Annotated in this window: 9 protein-coding genes; 1 reads left to right on the forward strand and 8 read right to left on the reverse strand. The window is 43.6% G+C overall.

Annotated elements, in window-relative coordinates; genetic code table 11:
- From lpdA to BLW31_RS08605, 6 genes are all read right to left on the reverse strand, one after another.
- Complete coding sequence (gene lpdA / locus BLW31_RS08580) at positions 1-1,347, reverse strand: dihydrolipoyl dehydrogenase (RefSeq protein WP_010537579.1); 1,347 nt, start codon at positions 1,345-1,347, stop codon at positions 1-3.
- A gap of 76 nt (positions 1,348-1,423) precedes the next feature.
- Positions 1,424-2,317 carry a glycoside hydrolase family 25 protein gene (locus BLW31_RS08585; protein ID WP_010537578.1) on the reverse strand — a complete coding sequence of 298 codons (894 nt, stop codon included), beginning with the start codon at positions 2,315-2,317 and terminating at the stop codon, positions 1,424-1,426.
- Positions 2,318-2,474: 157 nt separating this feature from the next.
- Complete coding sequence (locus tag BLW31_RS08590; protein ID WP_010537577.1) at positions 2,475-4,121, reverse strand: diphosphate--fructose-6-phosphate 1-phosphotransferase; 1,647 nt, start codon at positions 4,119-4,121, stop codon at positions 2,475-2,477.
- A 128-nt stretch (positions 4,122-4,249) separates the two neighbouring features.
- Positions 4,250-5,623, reverse strand: coding sequence for an efflux transporter outer membrane subunit (locus BLW31_RS08595; protein ID WP_010537576.1), 1,374 nt, complete (start codon positions 5,621-5,623; stop codon positions 4,250-4,252).
- Positions 5,623-8,727, reverse strand: a complete 3,105-nt coding sequence (locus tag BLW31_RS08600; protein WP_010537575.1) for an efflux RND transporter permease subunit — start codon at positions 8,725-8,727, stop codon at positions 5,623-5,625. The genes BLW31_RS08595 and BLW31_RS08600 overlap by 1 nt, the downstream gene beginning before the upstream one ends.
- A gap of 3 nt (positions 8,728-8,730) precedes the next feature.
- Positions 8,731-9,909, reverse strand: coding sequence for an efflux RND transporter periplasmic adaptor subunit (locus tag BLW31_RS08605; protein WP_010537574.1), 1,179 nt, complete (start codon positions 9,907-9,909; stop codon positions 8,731-8,733).
- A gap of 272 nt (positions 9,910-10,181) precedes the next feature.
- Here BLW31_RS08605 and BLW31_RS08610 point away from each other — a divergent pair, with 272 nt between their 5' ends.
- A complete protein-coding gene (locus BLW31_RS08610; RefSeq protein ID WP_022302276.1) occupies positions 10,182-12,398 on the forward strand; it encodes a patatin-like phospholipase family protein in 2,217 nt (738 codons plus the stop codon).
- A gap of 149 nt (positions 12,399-12,547) precedes the next feature.
- Here BLW31_RS08610 and BLW31_RS08615 read toward each other — a convergent pair whose 3' ends face one another.
- Positions 12,548-13,249, reverse strand: a complete 702-nt coding sequence (locus BLW31_RS08615) for a hypothetical protein (protein ID WP_010537572.1) — start codon at positions 13,247-13,249, stop codon at positions 12,548-12,550.
- A 15-nt stretch (positions 13,250-13,264) separates the two neighbouring features.
- Entirely contained in the window at positions 13,265-17,974 is a 4,710-nt protein-coding gene (locus BLW31_RS08620; protein ID WP_029425483.1) for an efflux RND transporter permease subunit, read from the reverse strand.

A 17,974-nucleotide genomic window follows, 5' to 3' on the forward strand; every position in this document is an offset into this window, starting at 1 on the left:
TTATGAGAAGAGTAGCTCATGGTAAATCTCCCCAACCGTAGGATGTGGAAATACACTCTTCTGGAATTCTTCGATTGTATATCCCTTCTGGATAGCAATACCGGCTATAACAATCAGTTCTGATGCAGGATTCCCGATTATATGACAACCTATGATATGTCCTTCCTCATCCTGAATCAACTTGCAGATACCATTCCCCTGTTCATTCTCCGCAACAAACCGGCCGGAATATGCCATCGGTAGTTTAGTAACCCGATAAGGTAGCCCCAATTGAATCAATTCCTCTTCCGTCTTACCCACTCCGGCTACTTCCGGATTTGTATAAACGACTCCCGGAACACAATGATAGTTCATCTGATCTTCCACTCCTAAAATGTGGTTGACAGCTACTTCCGCTTCACGAATTGCCGTATGTGCCAGCAAGGAATACCCCGTAATATCTCCACAAGCGTATACCCTCGGGTGAGAAGTCAATAAATGTTCATCAACTTTTACCCCATTCCGATAAAGTTCTATATTCAGTTTATCCAGTCCGACTTTGTCCAAATTTGCCTTACGCCCTACGCTAAGCAATATCTTTTCCGCTTCAATCGTTGAGGACTTTCCTTCTTTTTCAATCACAACTCCACCAAGCTTCACTTCCACCACTTTAGTATTCAAATAGAAAGTGACTCCGCGCTTTGCATATTCCGAGCGAAGCATACCGCTGGTTTCCTTATCCATTACACCCAAAATCTCCGGCATCATTTCAACGACATGTACCTTCACCCCCATACTGTTAAAGAATGAGGCAAACTCCATACCGATTACTCCGCCACCAATAATCACCAATGTTTTGGGAAGTTCTTTTATCTCCAGTGCCTCTCGGGAAGTCCAGTAACTAACCTCTGACAATCCGGGTATCGGAGGAATTACTGTATCAGAACCGGTGCAAACCAATAAATATTTGACCTCGTACTTTTCTCCATCGCAAGCAATCCGAATCAGTCCGCCGGATTCTCCTTCTATCACCGCTTCTTTTTCTACAATCGTCACACCATAAGAATTAACAGTCATCTTCACTCCACCTGTCAACATCTTCACTGTTTTATCTTTCCGGCTCATGATTTTGGATAAGTCAAAGGAAGGAGACTCCGCTGAGATTCCATATTTGGAAGCAGTCTTAATGCTATCCAGTATTTTAGCAGAATATAGCAATGTTTTAGTAGGAATACATCCTTCATTCAGACACACTCCTCCTATTGCCTTTTTTTCAAACAAAACGGCTTTTAGTCCGTTAGCTCCCGCCCTTTCGGCAGCTGTATAACCAGCAGGGCCACCACCAATAATAGCTATATCAAATTTCATAATCGTATCTTTTTAGTAATAATACGATTATAACAAATGAAAGAAGAGATTAGTTGTATGACAAGAAACGTACCCGCTACTTAATTGTCAACTTTTTGAGTTCCTCTAAGGTCCCGTTGAATACATTGAGGTCTACATCCTCTTTAATACCCGGTACGTTTCCAACGTCCGTATGTTGCCAGAAATGCCATTTACCCTGATATTTCACTGAATCGACATAATAGTGGGCAATCCAGTAAGGATAAGCATTAAAAATAGAATCCTCCAGATAACGGGTCTTGAATTTATAAGAAGTATAAAGAATGGGCTTCACTCCATAATGGGATTCTATACGATCCAGCCAACGCTTAATGCCTTGCTGCAATTCTTTTTTCTCTTTTCGTCCGGTCACTTCCACATCGAGTACCGGGGGCAGGTCACCGGAATCCAGTTTAACTGTGCGGATAAAGAAATCCGCTTGTTTCAAAGCATCTGTACCAGGAATATAGAAATGATAAGCGCCACGAATAAAACCATGATTACGTGCGTTTACAAAATTGGCTTCGAATGTAGTATCGTTATGATCTCCTCCTTCAGTCGCTTTCATAAAGATGAAATGCAAAGGAGTAGCCGTCTGCTTATTTTGTAAAAGTCTTCCCCAGTCTATTTTTCCTTGATAATGAGAAATGTCAATCCCATGAATGTCATATCCGGAAGGAATGCAGACTCCGTATTCCTTCATGCCATTGCAAGGTTTCCACCGATAGGCATAAGGACGAAGAAAGAAATAATAGAAAATGACGGAGAAACAACCGATAATCACCACAGCCAATAAATTGCGAAGCCAGCCGGGCATCGAATAACCATGCTTCATCGGTGCCTTTTTCTGGGCACGGGAAGGTTTGGAAGAAGAAACGGTCCCCTTTTTTCTGGTAGTGGCAACTGTTCTTTTCTTTTGGACAGCAGAAATCGGATTATTACGTGACGGCATTTGTTTTGATGAATAAATATATGAAAGATAGGCACGGATTACACGGATTACACAGTTTTAGCATACTATTTCTTAAAACCGTGTTAATCTGCGTAATCCGTGCCTGAATAACTCTTCATCACAACGTTGCTTGATACAACAACTCTGTGAAGTTTACTTATTTAGCTTGTTCCAGTTGCAAAGTTTTAGTTGCCTGGTCGCAAACTTCCGTAGGACCAAAGTACTGGATCGGACCCGGATATACATAATCCGTTTCAACAGCCCAACGGTCACGTTGTGCAGCGAATGCTTTAAAAGGAGCACCATCCAGTTTCACCAATGCCTTCTGGATAACCGGTTTCATTTCACCGTGACGGCGTTCCATATTCATCATCATCGTGATAGGCACACCACCGGCAATCCATTCAGCAGCAGGAGCAGTTGTGTTACGTACAGAAGACATATAGCCAGTCTTACCGTCGGCAATCAACATAGAAGCTGTGTAACCCAAAGAATAGCAGTAATCAGCATCGAAGTTTGACGGAGCGGCGCAACGTCCTTCGTAACCGAAGAAGTGGTGCTGAGCAGCAAACTTACCTACGTATTTGCCATCTTCTTTCCATGCAGCCAATTTGGTAGCTACCATTTCAGACAACAGTTTTTCTGTTTCGATCAGTGATACCTGAACGTTTCCGTGCGGGTCACGATCCAGTGTCAACTGGCGAGCTACACCTTCCGGCAGACTTGCATAGATAGCAGAGTTTTCCGGAGACAACTTACGGATGATATAATCACGCTGGTGAGACTTCTTAATCTGAGAGAACTCTTCTGCATTAGCAGCCAGGAAGTCGTTCAACTCAGCAATCAGACGCTTCATTGCCGGAATAAATTCAACCAATCCTTCCGGGATCAGCACTGTACCGAAGTTATTTCCCTGTGCAGCACGGTCGGCCACCACTTTAGCGATAGATGTCACTACATCATCCAGAGACATATCTTTTGCTTCTACTTCTTCAGAAACAATACATACGTTAGGCTGTACCTGCAAAGCACATTCCAATGCGATGTGAGAAGCCGAGCGACCCATCAACTTAATAAAGTGCCAGTATTTACGAGCTGAGTTACAGTCACGTTGAATGTTACCAATCACTTCCGCATAAGTCTTGCAAGCTGTATCAAAACCGAAGGAAGTTTCAATCATATCGTTCTTCAAGTCACCGTCGATCGTTTTCGGACAACCGATTACCTGCACACCGTACTTTTTAGCAGCGTAATACTCAGCCAATACGCAGGCATTTGTATTAGAGTCATCACCACCGATGATTACCAATGCTTTGATGCCCAGTTCCTTGATAATCTCCAATCCCTTTTCAAATTGAGCTTCAGTTTCCAGCTTTGTACGTCCCGAACCAATGATATCGAAACCACCTGTATTACGGTATTCGTCGATGATGTCGGCAGTCAGTTCCATATAGTTGTGGTCTACCAGACCGCCGGGTCCCAAAATAAAGCCGTACAGCTTATTTTCCGGATTCAGTTTTTTGATACCGTCGAACAAACCAGAGATTACATTGTGTCCGCCCGGAGCCTGTCCACCGGAAAGGATTACACCTACGTTCATGGCAGGAAGTTGAACAGCTTCACCTGCTTCGAATGTAATCAACGGCATTCCGTACGTGTTAGGGAATAATGCTTTGATAGCTTCCTGATCGGCTACAGATTGAGTAGCAGAACCTGCTACAGCTTTAACGGCTCCTGTTGCCAATGCTTTCGGAAGTTTGGGCTGATAAGCAGCCCTTGCGATTTGCAATGCACTTTTAGTCATTTTCTTTATTTTTATTTAAAGGTGTTAGTAAGTTTCTTGTCAAACTTGAAAAGCGTTGCAAATTTCGCATTTTTCCTCGAATTATGAAAGAGAAGCTCTCATTTTATTTCGTGACACCGGTACAGATGCTATTGCTTCCAGCCACCACCCAGTGCTTTATAAAGCTGCACTACGGTTATCAATTCATCACGAATAGCGTTACTCAGACCAATTTGTGCATCAAAATAACCACGCTGGGCATCCAGAACATCCAAATAATTGATTACTCCATTAATGTATTGCAACTGAGCCAAGTCCATATAACTCTTAGCCGAACGTTCCAGATTGGCACGAAGAGCATACACCTCTTTTATCTTATTAAAGTTGACAATCGCATTACGTGTTTCCTTGAAAGCAGTTAAAACTGATTTCTCATAACTATGTAGTTCCGCCTCATAAGCTGCCTTTTTGCCTTTCAATGCAGCACGGTTCTTTCCCCAGCCAAAAATAGGAGTCAATAAAGCCCCTTCCATAACAGCATAAGGAGATTTTAAAAGTTCGGACAAAGACGTACTCTCAGTACCGAAACCACCTGTCAGGGCGAGACGAGGAAACATATTCGTATAAGCTACCCCTACTTTGGCATTGGCAGCAATCAACTTCTGCTCTGCCTGACGTATGTCGGGACGGCGTTCCAACAAAGTAGATGGCATCCCTATCGGAAGTGTTTCCGGAAAATTGAATTCCTGAAGCAGTCGGGAACGGGCGATGCGATTAGGGTATTCTCCGGCCAGAAAAGCAATGTCATTCTCTTTCAGCGAGATTTTACGTTCTAAATCAGGAACCAAAGTGGCTGTACGTGCCAGCTCCACCTGAGCCTGACGATAAGAAGTCTCCGAAGTCAATCCTCCTTCAAAACGGATACGTGCCAGGCGCACCCCTTCTTCACGGGCTTTTAAAGTCTGCTTGACAATATCCAGTTCCGTATCCAGCGCAACCAGTTCATAATAAGCCTGTGCCACTTCCGCCACAATCGTCATCCGAAGTGCACGTTGCGCCTCTACCGACTGCAAATATTCGGCAATACTGGCCGAACGCGCCCATCGCAGATTTCCCCAAAGATCGAGTTCCCATGAAACAAGGAACTGAGCTTCAAAGGTTTCCGATTTCTTAAAAGCATCTCCCCCGTGATTCTCAAGTTCACGTTCAGCAGTCACTTTTCCTTTGATATCAGGAAGCAGTGCAGCGGTGGAGATACGTTTCTGAGCCGCCATTTCTTTGATTCGGGCAGCCGCTATCAACATGTCTTTATTGTGATCCAACGCACGGTCTATCAGACTGCGAAGTGTAGAATCCGTATAGATTTCTTCCCAATCCTTATCTCCAAAGCTGACCGTATCCTGATGTTGGGCCAGACTATCGGGCAAATGAAGGTCAGGACGTACGTAGCTCTTGCCTACTTTGCAGGAAGTCAGTATTCCTGCAAACAATAGTATAGCAATATATAGTTTATTCAGTTTCATTATTTCTTATGTTTTAAGATTTTCGACTTTGTTTTATATACCATCACAAAGAAGAACGGCACGAGAATAATACCAAACACGATAGCAAATATCATCCCGAAGAATACCCCCGTACCAATTGCCTGACGGCTTGCCGAGCCCGGACCACTTGCCAATACCATTGGAAGCATACCCAGTACAAATGCTAAAGAAGTCATCAGAATAGGACGGAAACGTAATTTTGCCGCATAAATGGCAGACTGTATCAAGTCCTCTCCTTTATCTACCTGTACTTTAGCAAACTCTACAATCAGAATAGCATTCTTAGCGGCAAGCCCGACAAGCATCACCAGTCCGATCTGGAAATAGACATCGTTCTCCAGTCCGCATACCCAGACTCCCAGGTAGGCTCCTAAAGCCGCTACAGGCAAAGACAGCAATACGGCAATCGGCACTGTCCAACTTTCATATTGTGCGGCAAGGAAGAGAAAGACAAACAAGAATACCAATGCCATGACCATACCGGTCTGACCGCCCGCCTGCTTTTCCTGATAAGAAAGTCCGCTCCATTCCAATCCGATATTATCTGGAAGATGATCACGGGCGATCTGTTCCATAATCTCCATTGCCTGACCGGAACTATATCCCTGTGCGGCAGTCCCCCGAATGACAGCAGTAGTAAACATATTGAAACGTTTGATACTTCCCGGACCTGTTGTATAAGAAGCATTACCTAAAGAAGTCAGCGGTACCATAGCTCCATTGGAGGCTTTTACAAAGAACAGGTTGATATTGTCTTTATGCTCACGATAAGGAGCTTCCGCCTGAATGTATACCTTATAAATACGGTTGAACATATTGAAGTCATTCACATACACCGAACCTGTATAAGCTTTCATCGTAGAAAACACATCTGCCAAAGGTACTCCCAGCATCTTTACTTTATCTCTGTCCACATCAAAGTAAAGTTGAGGAATCTCCGACTGCAAAGAAGAAGACAAACCTGTCAGTTCCTTGTGCTTGGAAGCATAATACATCAACGTATCTGCTGCATCCACCAAGTTGTCGAAAGTAGCCTCTCCACGAGCTTCCAGCTGCATTTCAAAACCACCGGAACTACCCAATCCCGGTATGACCGGAGGAGTAGACAGATAGACTTTACATTCCGGGTATTCCTTCAAATGTTTTTCTACCGTATCCATGATTTTCTCAATACTGGTACTCTTTCTCTCTTCCCAAGGTTTCAAGATGACAGTCAGTTCGGCACGCCCCTGATTACTGCCCACACGCGGACTGCTTCCCGTCACATTCTGTACATATTCTATGTAGGGGTTCTTATCCAGATAAGCAATCGCACGCTCTGTTACAGCACGGGTACGTTCCAATGTAGCTCCTTCCGGCAATTCTAGTTCAATCTTAAAATATCCCTGATCTTCTACCGGAAGAAAACTGGTCGGAATGATCCGGTGAATCAACAGAATAGCAATCAATACCATACCAAAAGCACTTAACACCCGACGCGGATGTTTGATAGTACGAGTGACAGCAGCTACATATTTATTGCTTCCAATTCCCAACCATTCATTGATCTTTCTGAATACTATATTTTTCTTCTTCCCACTATCCGGTTTTAAAATAAGCGAGCACATCACGGGACTCAGCGTCAGGGCAACGACGGTAGAAATAAGTACAGATACTACAATGGTCACCGTAAACTGACGGTACAACTGTCCCGTAATTCCACTCAAAAAACTTACCGGAACAAACACAGCCGCCAATACCAGTGAAGTAGCGATCAACGCGCTTGATAATCCGTTCATTGCTTTCTTAGTCGCTTCATAAGGACTTAGCTTCTCCGTTTCCATAATATGCTCTACTCCTTCCACCACCACTATCGCATCATCGACCACGATACCAATGGCAAGAATCAAGCCAAGCAAAGTCAATATATTGATAGAGAAGCCAAAAATCAACATGAATCCAAAAGTACCAATCAAAGAAATAGGCACCGCTACTACCGGGATCAATGTAGCACGCCAACTCTGCAAAGACAGATACACGACCAATACAACCAGTACCAATGCTTCAAACAGTGTTTTATATACCTCATGAATAGACTCGGAGATATACGTCGTCATATCAAACGGAATTTCATAGCTCAATCCTTCAGGAAAGTTCCCGCTGATCTCTTCCATCGCCTTTTTTACATTCTCGGCCACTTCCATCGCATTGGCACCCGGCAACATATAAATACCAAGTACAGCGGCATTCTCACCATTAATACCACTTTCAGTATTGTAAGAAGAAGCCTCCAAAGATACACGTGCCACATCCTTTAATCGAATGATAGAACCATTGGCATTCGCACGCACTACAATATCCTCAAACTGTCCTACCGTAGAAAGACGTCCCTGAGTAGTAATAGGGATCGTTATATCCAGTCCCTGTACCGGCTGCTGTCCTAACACACCGGCTGCCGACTCACGGTTCTGGTCTTTTAAGGCATTCTGCAAGTCTTGTACGGTTAATCCGAAGTTAGCCAGCTTATCCGGCTCTACCCATATCTGCATAGCATAGTAACGGCTACCGATATTTGAAACACGTCCCACACCCGGAATACGGCGGATTACATCAAGCACATTAATAGTAGCAAAGTTACTTAAGTAAATTTCATCAAACTTAGGATCGGTAGAAGTCAGACAGAGTGTCATTAACTGACTGGGTGCCTGTTTTTCCACGGAAATGCCATTTTGAATCACTTCCACCGGAAGACGGGATTCAGCCAGTTTCACACGATTTTGAATTTCTACTGCAGCTAAATCCGGATCGGCAGATACATCAAAGGTAACCGTTGCCGAGAAACCACCGGAGTTAGAACTGTTTGATTCCATATAAAGCATACCGGGGGTACCATTGATTTCCTGCTCAATCGGAGTAGCTACCGCCTGCGACACAGTTAATGCGCTCGCGCCCGGATATGACGCACTGATCTTTACCACTGGAGGTGTAATCTGCGGGTATTGATCTACCGGAAGCATGGTCAGCCCGATAATCCCGACAATCACAATCACGATAGAGATAACAGCCGAAAATACCGGCCTATCTATAAAAAAACTAACTTTCATTGATTATTCTCCTTTTGCGTTATCCAGCCGACTTGCCCGTACTTTCATACCCGGTGTCAACTTATGGAAACCTTCCACAACAATTGTCTCTCCTACAGCGAGTCCTCTTTCCACTACCACGTTATTCCCTACTTCCGGTCCTAACTCAATAAAGCGTTTCTCTACTGTATCATCTTTACGCATCGTATAAATATAAGCGCCTCCTTTTTCAATGGTAACGGCTTTCATCGGAACAACGATGGCTCCTTCACGCACGTCCAATAGCAATTTTACTTTGGTAAACTGTCCCGGAAGCAATACCTGTTTCGGATTAGGCATTTCTGCACGTACGGAGAAAGTACCCGTTTGAGGATCGACTTGCGGCTCGGCAAAATCAACATATCCTTTATAGGGGTATACGGTATTATCTGCTAAAGTAATAGTAATATTTGGCTGCCAGGAACGAGTAGAATCCTGTTGTCCGAGGTTAATATTCCGTTCTTTACTTTTCAGATAATCGAGTGCCGTCATACTGAAATCGACCAATACGGTATCACTCTTTACAACTGTAGCCAGCAACGATTTTCCTCCGGGACCAACCAACGTTCCCAAATCCACATTTCTTTCACTGATATGACCGGCAAGAGGTGAACGAACGATAGTATAGCCTAACTCGAGTTCAGCCTGCGCCAAGTCCGCCTCACTCATCGCTACTGTCGCAACAGCGCTTTCATAAGCTGCTTCCGCATTATCCAGATCCAGCTGGCTAGCGGCATTTTGTTCGTACAACGGACGGATACGTTTCAAGTCACGTTCAGCTTTCAATGCCTGTGCTTCGTCCTTTTTCAACTGAGCCCGCGCTTTGTCGGCTTTCGCACGATATTGATCCTGATTGATCACAAACAGGACCTGATTCTTATTTACATAAGTGCCTTCGGCAAAAAGCATGTTTTCCAGATAGCCTTCTACCCTGGCACGTACTTCGACAAATTGCTGGGCACGGATACGCCCCACATATTCTCCGAATATTTCTACATCGTCTTTTATAACCGGTTCAACAATCACTGTCGGCATTTCCGGTGCAGCCTTCTGAGGTCGTGTCAGTATCCAATACACTCCCAACACAATTACCATACATACTACAGCAGCAATGGTTCTCTTTCTCCTCAGTTTCAACTCATGTTTCGAAAAGAATAATCTCATATCGAATCTTATTATTTAATTTAACTTATGTTTGTTCTACACTCTATTATGCAATACACATACCAAAATATCCTGTTTTATCTTATCTGTTTATTATCAACGTATTACGTTTTTCCCCTTGAAGACAGAAGTGTGGAAAACATCCTTAAAGTGTAGAAATTATCCACATTTCCGACTTTTAGAACATTTTTTATAGTTCTTGTTTCATCAACTAAACAATTTATCCCCTACATTTGTAGTTATATTGTACATCAACACAATAACATGTCCTAATGAAAAAACAAATCTTTTCAACATTAGTTTTTGCAATGTGCCTGATATTACCTTTTTCTGTTTATTCTCAAGAACAACGGAAGAAGGTCGGCGTTGTCCTCAGTGGCGGTGGTGCCAAAGGAGTGGCACATATCAAAGCACTGAAAGTCATCGAGGAAGCAGGCATTCCGATCGATTATATAGTAGGCACCAGTATGGGATCTATAGTCGGTGGACTTTACGCCATCGGTTATACTCCGGAACAACTGGACAGTATGGTACGCAAGCAAGACTGGACTTTCCTTTTGAGCGATCGTATCAAACGCAGTGCCATGTCGCTCACCGAACGCGAACGCTCTGCAAAATACATTGTTTCGCTTCCTTTTACAAAGAACCCGAAAGCTGCCATGTCCGGAGGAATTATCAAAGGACAGAATCTTGCCAATCTGTTCTCTGATCTGACAATGGGCTACCATGACTCGATCAATTTTAATAAGTTACCGATCCCCTTCGCCTGTGTATCGGCCAATGTAGTCAATGGAGACCAGATCGTATTCCATGATGGCGTACTCTCTACTGCCATGCGTGCCAGTATGGCCATCCCCGGTGTATTCACACCGGTACGCAAAGACAGTATGATATTGGTAGACGGTGGAATTGTCAATAATTATCCGGCAGATGTGGCCAAAGCAATGGGAGCCGATATTATTATCGGAGTCGATGTTCAGAATGCGCTGAAAAGTGCCGACAAGCTCAACAGCGCTCCGGACATATTGGGGCAGATTGTTGATCTCACTTGCCAGACCAATCATGAAAAGAATGTAGAACTCACTGATACCTATATCAAGGTAAATGTAGACGGATTTTCTTCCGCCAGCTTCACTCCGGCAGCCATCGATTCCCTGATGCGTCGAGGCGAAGAAGCCGCACGTGCACAGTGGAATTCCTTGATTGCCTTAAAAAAAGAAATCGGTATACCGGACAATTATGTCCCCAAACAACACGGACCGTACTCTTCTCTTTCCAATTCACGAACAGTATACATCACAGATATATCTTTCTCCGGTGTAGAGGCTAATGACAAAAAATGGCTGATGAAGAAGTGTAATCTCAAAGAGAACAGTAACATTACCACTCAGCAGATAGAACAAGCTGTGTATCAGTTGCGTGGCAGTCATTCTTACTCAAGCGCCAGCTACACACTTACCGACACTCCCGAAGGGTACCACCTTAATTTCTTGTTAGAAGAAAAATATGAGAAAAGAATCAATCTGGGCATCCGTTTCGACTCGGAAGAAATAGCATCCCTGCTGATTAATGCCACAGCGGATCTCAAAACTCATGTTCCTTCCCGATTATCCCTGACCGGCCGATTAGGAAAGCGATATGCCGCACGCATCGATTACACTCTCGAACCGATGCAGCAACGCAATTTCAATTTCTCATATATGTTTCAATATAATGACATCAATATCTATGATGAAGGTGAACGTGCCTATAACACTACTTACAAGTATCATTTAGCTGAATTTGGCTTTTCGGATGTCTGGTACAAAAACCTCCGCTTCGGACTCGGACTTCGTTTCGAATATTATAAATACAAAGATTTTCTTTTCAAGAAACCGGAACTCATTGGACTGAATGTAGAATCCGAACATTTCCTGAGTTATTTCGCTCAGGTACATTATAGTACATTCGACAAGGGATATTTCCCTTCCAAAGGAACCGAATTCAAAGCTGCCTATTCACTCTACACCGATAATATGGCTCAGTATAATGATCACGCCCCGTTCTCCGCACTGAGCGGTTCGTGGGGCAGCGTAGTTCCCGTAACCCGACGTTTTTCTATCATTCCATCCATCTATGGTCGTGTTCTGATTGGAAAAGACATCGCCTATCCCTTGCAAAATGCCATTGGCGGCGAAGTATACGGACTCTACATTCCACAGCAACTGCCGTTTGCCGGTGTGACCAATATGGAACTGATGAACAATTCTATCATGATTGCATCCGTGAAACTCAGACAACGGATGGGAAGCATTCATTATCTCACTCTGACAGGTAATTATGGCTTGACGGACAGTCACTTCTTCGAAATACTGAAAGGGAAACAACTGTTTGGTATCAGTGCCGGATATGGTATGGACAGTATTTTCGGTCCATTGGAGATTACGTTCGGATATTCCAATCAGACTGATAAAGGAAGCTGTTATGTGAATCTGGGATACTACTTCTGATTCCCTATTTCCGTTCCCGCATATATAGGACTATACTTACCATGATGAGAAAAAATTCTCACTGCGATGAGACTTTTTTCTCATCATAGTGAGAATTTTTTCTCATCGCAGCAAGAACACTTGAGAATATTCAGCATCCTAATCTGCTGTTATACAAACCTTTCCCTTTTCTGCAGATAAAGTAATCCGACCATCATCCAGACTAAACTGGCGGATAAAAGGAAAATGCGGTTTTTGATAAGGATTCCCTCCCAAATGATCGGATGAACATTATCGGGAACACGAAAAGGATTCAGCAGAACGTTCCAGAAAGAATCCGGCTTACCTAAGAACATCAATGCAATGCCTATAATAATCATAAATACGGCAGTTCCGTTTCCACTCCGCGTAATGGTAGACAGCATAAAAGCCATATTTCCCAAAAAGAGTATCGGGAACATCAACTGTAATGCCATCTCAAACGGATTGACCGGATACAGCAATAAAATGGCTATGTATGAAAAGATAATCAGAATAACAAAAATTGCCACATAAATCATCAATAACCGCACGCCCCAAACCTTATACTTATAGTCGGGGATTCCAAAAAGAATCTCCAATATCCGGCTATCTTCATCATTCTGAATGCCAAATACAGCCGGGTAGAAAATAAGCAACATAGACGGAAACATCAGGATGCTATAGATGAGTCCCTCGTTAATCTCCTCCCGTTTCCAGGCATTCTGAAACATGAAAAGAGCAAAAAAGCCAAATGCAGCCAACAGAAACCAGAAAAACTTCCCGGCAAATATAATCTTCAGGTTATACCTGACTACTTTAGGCAACAGTTGTATCAATTGTTTGAATGTCATATCCTTCTTTTCTTTTTAATTCATATTCTTCAGCAGACAGAGATAAGCGTCTTCCAAATTAGCTTCTACCTCTACAGCCCCTTCATAAGGCTGTCCGACAGAAAGATAGCGCACCCGAATCGTATCGCCTTCCTGAATATGATGTATTACCAACGATTTGTCCAGTACTTTTTCAAATTCTGTCTTATCTATATTAAACTGCCATACTTTCCCGTTAGCCATTTCCACCATGTCCGAAGGATCACCGAAATATTTCAGTTCACCCTTATTGATCACCACTACCTGATTACAGGAACTGGATATATCCTCAATGATATGAGTGGAGAAAATAACGATACGGTCCTTACTCAACTCTACCAGCAGATTACGGAAACGGATACGTTCGCGAGGGTCGAGTCCCGCTGTAGGCTCATCCACAACCAGGATACGCGGTAAATGAAGCAGAATAAGCGCAATACCAATACGCTGTTTCATACCTCCCGAGAAAGAACCTATCTTTTCGTCTTTCCGCTCGTACATATGTACCGCTTTCAGTACATAATCCAGACGCTCCTTTCGTAACTCACCGTCTACAATCCCTTTCAGTATAGCCTGATAATCCAGAAACTCCCACGAAGTCATATTCTCATAAGTTCCGAATTCCTGTGGAAGGAACCCTATCAGACTCTGTAGCTCTTCTCTGTAGATACGTGTATCCAGACCATTGATCCAGATACTACCATAGCTCTGCTCAAAGATACCACAGATGACACGCATCAAGGTCGATTTACCTGCCCCATTGGGTCCCAGTAGTCCGAACATACCTGTCTGAATCTCGAATGACACCCCACGCAATGCTTTGAAAGGTTTGCGTCGTTTTCCAATCATAGGAACACTCTTCGCCATGCGGAAATAGGAACGGCGAAGCCCTGCAAATCGTCCGGTGACACGCTCAATATTTACATCATGATCATACAGATACTGGGAAGTGACATAGATGGCAATACCCACAAGCCATAACAATCCGATCATGATGACCAGCCCGTTATTATCCAGTTTCCGGAATAACTGAAACAGGATAAGGGGAGGAAGACTCCAGAATATCACCCGGTTTACGATCTTTGTTACCCGATTATCTCCGTATCGATAATATAAATAGGAACGTACCTTTCTCCACAAATACAGTATCGCTGCATAAATAGCGAACGAGAACAGGAATATCCAAAGCCTGTTATGAATGAAGAAATAGGTGAAATAAATGGCAAACAGTAAAATACCAAACTGCCATAGCACATTGATAAAGTCCTTCAGAGAATGGTATTCATTGCTCAATCCCAGACGTTTGCGTAATTGCAAACCACTGTTCCACTGACGGCTGATGTGTCCAGGCCAATCGTAGATCTTAACCAGATTGCGGACAGAAATACGAATTTCTTCATCCGGATTGATAACCTCCGCCTTAGCTCTCCGAAGACTGGTTTGCGCAAAGTATGTCATCCCCGGTATGCCTGCAATCAGTACTACCAGATAGATTGACTGCCAAAGGATTCCGTCAGTGTATAGCCAGATACAGATTACACCGGACACAAAAAGAATCAGGTGAATGGTCCATAGTTTACGGGATAACGAACGATACCACTGAAGCACATTTTCCAGTCCCATACAAACTGTCGGAATTAAAATCAGCGTCAGCATGGCGGAAAAGAAAAGTCCGCCTATCACTGTAATGGCAAAAGGTGCACCGATAGCCCCTGCATACTCCGTATCTCCCATAGCCAACGGAAGCATGGCAGCAATTGTGGTGATGGAAGTAATCAGAATGGGACGAATACGTGACATACCGGCAGTCATCAACGCCCTGTTCCGGCGGTATCCCCGTTTACGCAAAATGTTGGCGTAATCTATCAGAATGATTCCGTTATTGACAACTACTCCCAACAGAATAAGGAACCCTGTCAGTGTATTCGCATTCATCAGACTGTTGCTCGAAAGCAATAATGCCAGCAAAGAACCGATAGCAGCCAACGGAATGGTAAAAAGCAACACAAAAGGCGTCACTACAGATTCGAAGACTGAAGCAAGGATCATAAATATCAAAAGAAAAGCTGCCAGAATAAGGAATTTGAAATCCCCGAATTCATCCTCCTCATGGAATACCTGCACAGCGACTCCGGACGGAAGATTATAACTGGCAATCAACTGGTCGATATCGGAACGATATCCTCCCAATAAATCTTTCGAAGACTGAACATCTCTCGGAAAAGCATAGTATACCTCAATCTGCTTATCTTGATTGACACGGATGATGCGCGAACGCCCACGTCCATAATTCAGAGACGATATATCTTCTAGATTGTGCATACCGCCATTGGCATTTTCTATCCGGATAGCACGCAAGTCATCCACAGTTTTCTCTTTCTGAGCTTTTTCCTGTGCCTCTTCTTCAATTTCCTTTTCCGGTATTTCGTCACGGATAATAATATCATAAATATCCTCTCCCACCTTGAAAGTAGCTTCGGAAGAGTATTCATTATTAAGCGCAGTTAATCCGGTGGTAATATTGCCACGGTTAATATCATAGGCAGTCAGCAGAATAGGGTCAAAGTTCAGACTTATTTCCGCCTGACGGGGAGTATACGAAACATGAGTATGCTGTACAAAATCCTGTTCGTCCAACAAATAACGCACTTCCTCTGCCACCATCTGCATCATTTCGAAATCAGATCCCCTGATCACCACCCGTTCACTGTTGTCACCTATGCCCAACAAACGCATGAATCCGCCCAGACTGCTCAGAGCCGAGTTATCTCCTCCGCCTCCCATAGCATCAGAAACATAGATTTCCGCACCATTGATATTGGCAACTTTAGTCTGCACATCCGCTTTTATATCAGCTATTTTCCGTTTGGCGATCTTTGTGTAATCTTCCTGCAAAACGAGTGTCAGAGTCGCCTCTTTTTCCCGAATACGGCAAATCAGATCTTTCTTTTCCGGAAAATCCTCCAGACGTTCTTCCAGTACCTTTACAATCTTATCCGTATTTTCAAGCGTACTTCCGGTAGGCATCACGACACTGATGTTGAACCGGTCTGAAGCAACTTCTTTCATCTGTTGCACATTCAAGGTCAATGACAAAATCAACGTTGCAAAAAGCAAGATCACAGCTCCAAAGACTGTCACTCCCGGATTACGCATACAAGTCTTCAATAAGACCAGATAGACCTGCATCGGACGCTGAACGATCGATACTTTTTCATAAACGACACTGTTCCCACTCTTACTCTTCAAAAGAAGGTAAGTAATCATCGGTATAAAAAGTAAAGCTACAAACAGCGAGATCGTCAAAGTTGATATAATGGATACTCCGATATGGTGCCCGATCAGTTTTATCAGGAAATTATCAGAAAAAACGAACGGCAGGAATACAGTAATGGTAGTCAGGGTAGCCGCCACAATGGAGCGCCACACTTCTTTTGTTCCCTGCGTTACCGAACGTTCGGGCGTATAGCCGTTTCCCGACAAACGATAAATATTCTCAAGCACCACGACACTATTATCCAGCAGCATTCCGATGGCCAACGCCATTCCTACCAAGGTAAGACTATTGATAGTAATACCAAAAGCGTAGAAGAAGTTGAAAGCCGTATAGACAGAAATCGGTATGGAAAGTGCGATAAAAAACACCAGCCGCATATTCTTCAGGAAAAGCCAAAGAACAAACACAGCCAATAATCCCCCTACCAATGCCAGATTAATAATCTGGTTGATATTATTTTCCATGGTTTCAGCCTTGTTCTCCTGAATGACAATTTCCAGTTCGAGCGGAGCCAGTTTCTCATTCAGCTTTTCAATCACATCGGATACACGGTGTGAAAGTTCAATCAGATTAGCCTGTGAATCATTGATCAAAGCAACCGAGACGGCTTCTTTTCCATTCACACGACTATAAGTGGTTTCATCTTTCAAGTCAAAAAAGACGGTTGCCACGTCTTTCAGCAGAATAGGACCGGGAGCGACAACTATATTCTCCAAATCAGAGACTTTGGTATACATCGCATTGACATGGACAAAATTCTTGCTGTCGGGTTCATCTGCGAAGCCTACAAATGTCTTTTCCTGGGTATTCTGCGAAAGCAAACCGCTTATTTTGGAAGCTGTGAGGTTCAGAGCTTTGCAAGCCTCCGGATTCAGACGCACTTCAATGGCTTTCTGCCGTCCTCCGTAGATATTGACGGAAGCTACTCCATCTATGTTCTCCAGATCAGAACGAACATCCTCGTCTACCAGACTCCGGACACGGTCAGTTCCTCCCGTACCACGCACTTGAAGCACCATGAAGTTATTATTCATCTGAGCAATATCCACTTTCTGTACCTGTACAGTAAAACCGGTCGGCAGGGAGGCTGCGATTTCATTCACTTTCTCCTGCAGTTTAAGACTGGTCATCTTGAAGTTGATATTCTTTTTAAAGTCAATCTGTATGCTGGACTGCCTCCTGTCAATGTAGGATTGCAGTTTGTCTACTCCACCTATCGCACTGACCGCTCCTTCGAGTGGAATAATCACTTCCGACTCTACATACGAAGGGTCCATATCCTGCTGTGACGACACCTGGACAAACAGAACCGGAAGTTCTGCGTTGGGCAGCAACTCCACCGGAAGTTGTTTATACGACACATAGCCCAGCAGGCTGAGTGCAATAAACAGCATACAAATCGTTATTCTCCTATTTAGTAAAAAGTTCAT

Source organism: Bacteroides faecis MAJ27, assembly GCF_900106755.1.
Taxonomy (GTDB): Bacteria; Bacteroidota; Bacteroidia; order Bacteroidales; family Bacteroidaceae; genus Bacteroides; species Bacteroides faecis.

Excerpts from the sequence above, each read along its gene's own strand:
- BLW31_RS08615 (WP_010537572.1), bottom strand. The coding sequence starts at position 13,249 with ATGACATTCAAACAATTGATACAACTGTTGCCTAAAGTAGTCAGGTAT.
- BLW31_RS08585 (WP_010537578.1), bottom strand. The coding sequence starts at position 2,317 with ATGCCGTCACGTAATAATCCGATTTCTGCTGTCCAAAAGAAAAGAACA.
- BLW31_RS08595 (WP_010537576.1), bottom strand. The coding sequence starts at position 5,623 with ATGAAACTGAATAAACTATATATTGCTATACTATTGTTTGCAGGAATA.
- lpdA (WP_010537579.1), bottom strand. The coding sequence starts at position 1,347 with ATGAAATTTGATATAGCTATTATTGGTGGTGGCCCTGCTGGTTATACA.
- BLW31_RS08600 (WP_010537575.1), bottom strand. The coding sequence starts at position 8,727 with ATGAAAGTTAGTTTTTTTATAGATAGGCCGGTATTTTCGGCTGTTATC.
- BLW31_RS08620 (WP_029425483.1), bottom strand. The coding sequence starts at position 17,974 with ATGAACTTTTTACTAAATAGGAGAATAACGATTTGTATGCTGTTTATT.
- BLW31_RS08605 (WP_010537574.1), bottom strand. The coding sequence starts at position 9,909 with ATGAGATTATTCTTTTCGAAACATGAGTTGAAACTGAGGAGAAAGAGA.
- BLW31_RS08590 (WP_010537577.1), bottom strand. The coding sequence starts at position 4,121 with ATGACTAAAAGTGCATTGCAAATCGCAAGGGCTGCTTATCAGCCCAAA.
- BLW31_RS08610 (WP_022302276.1), top strand. The coding sequence starts at position 10,182 with ATGAAAAAACAAATCTTTTCAACATTAGTTTTTGCAATGTGCCTGATA.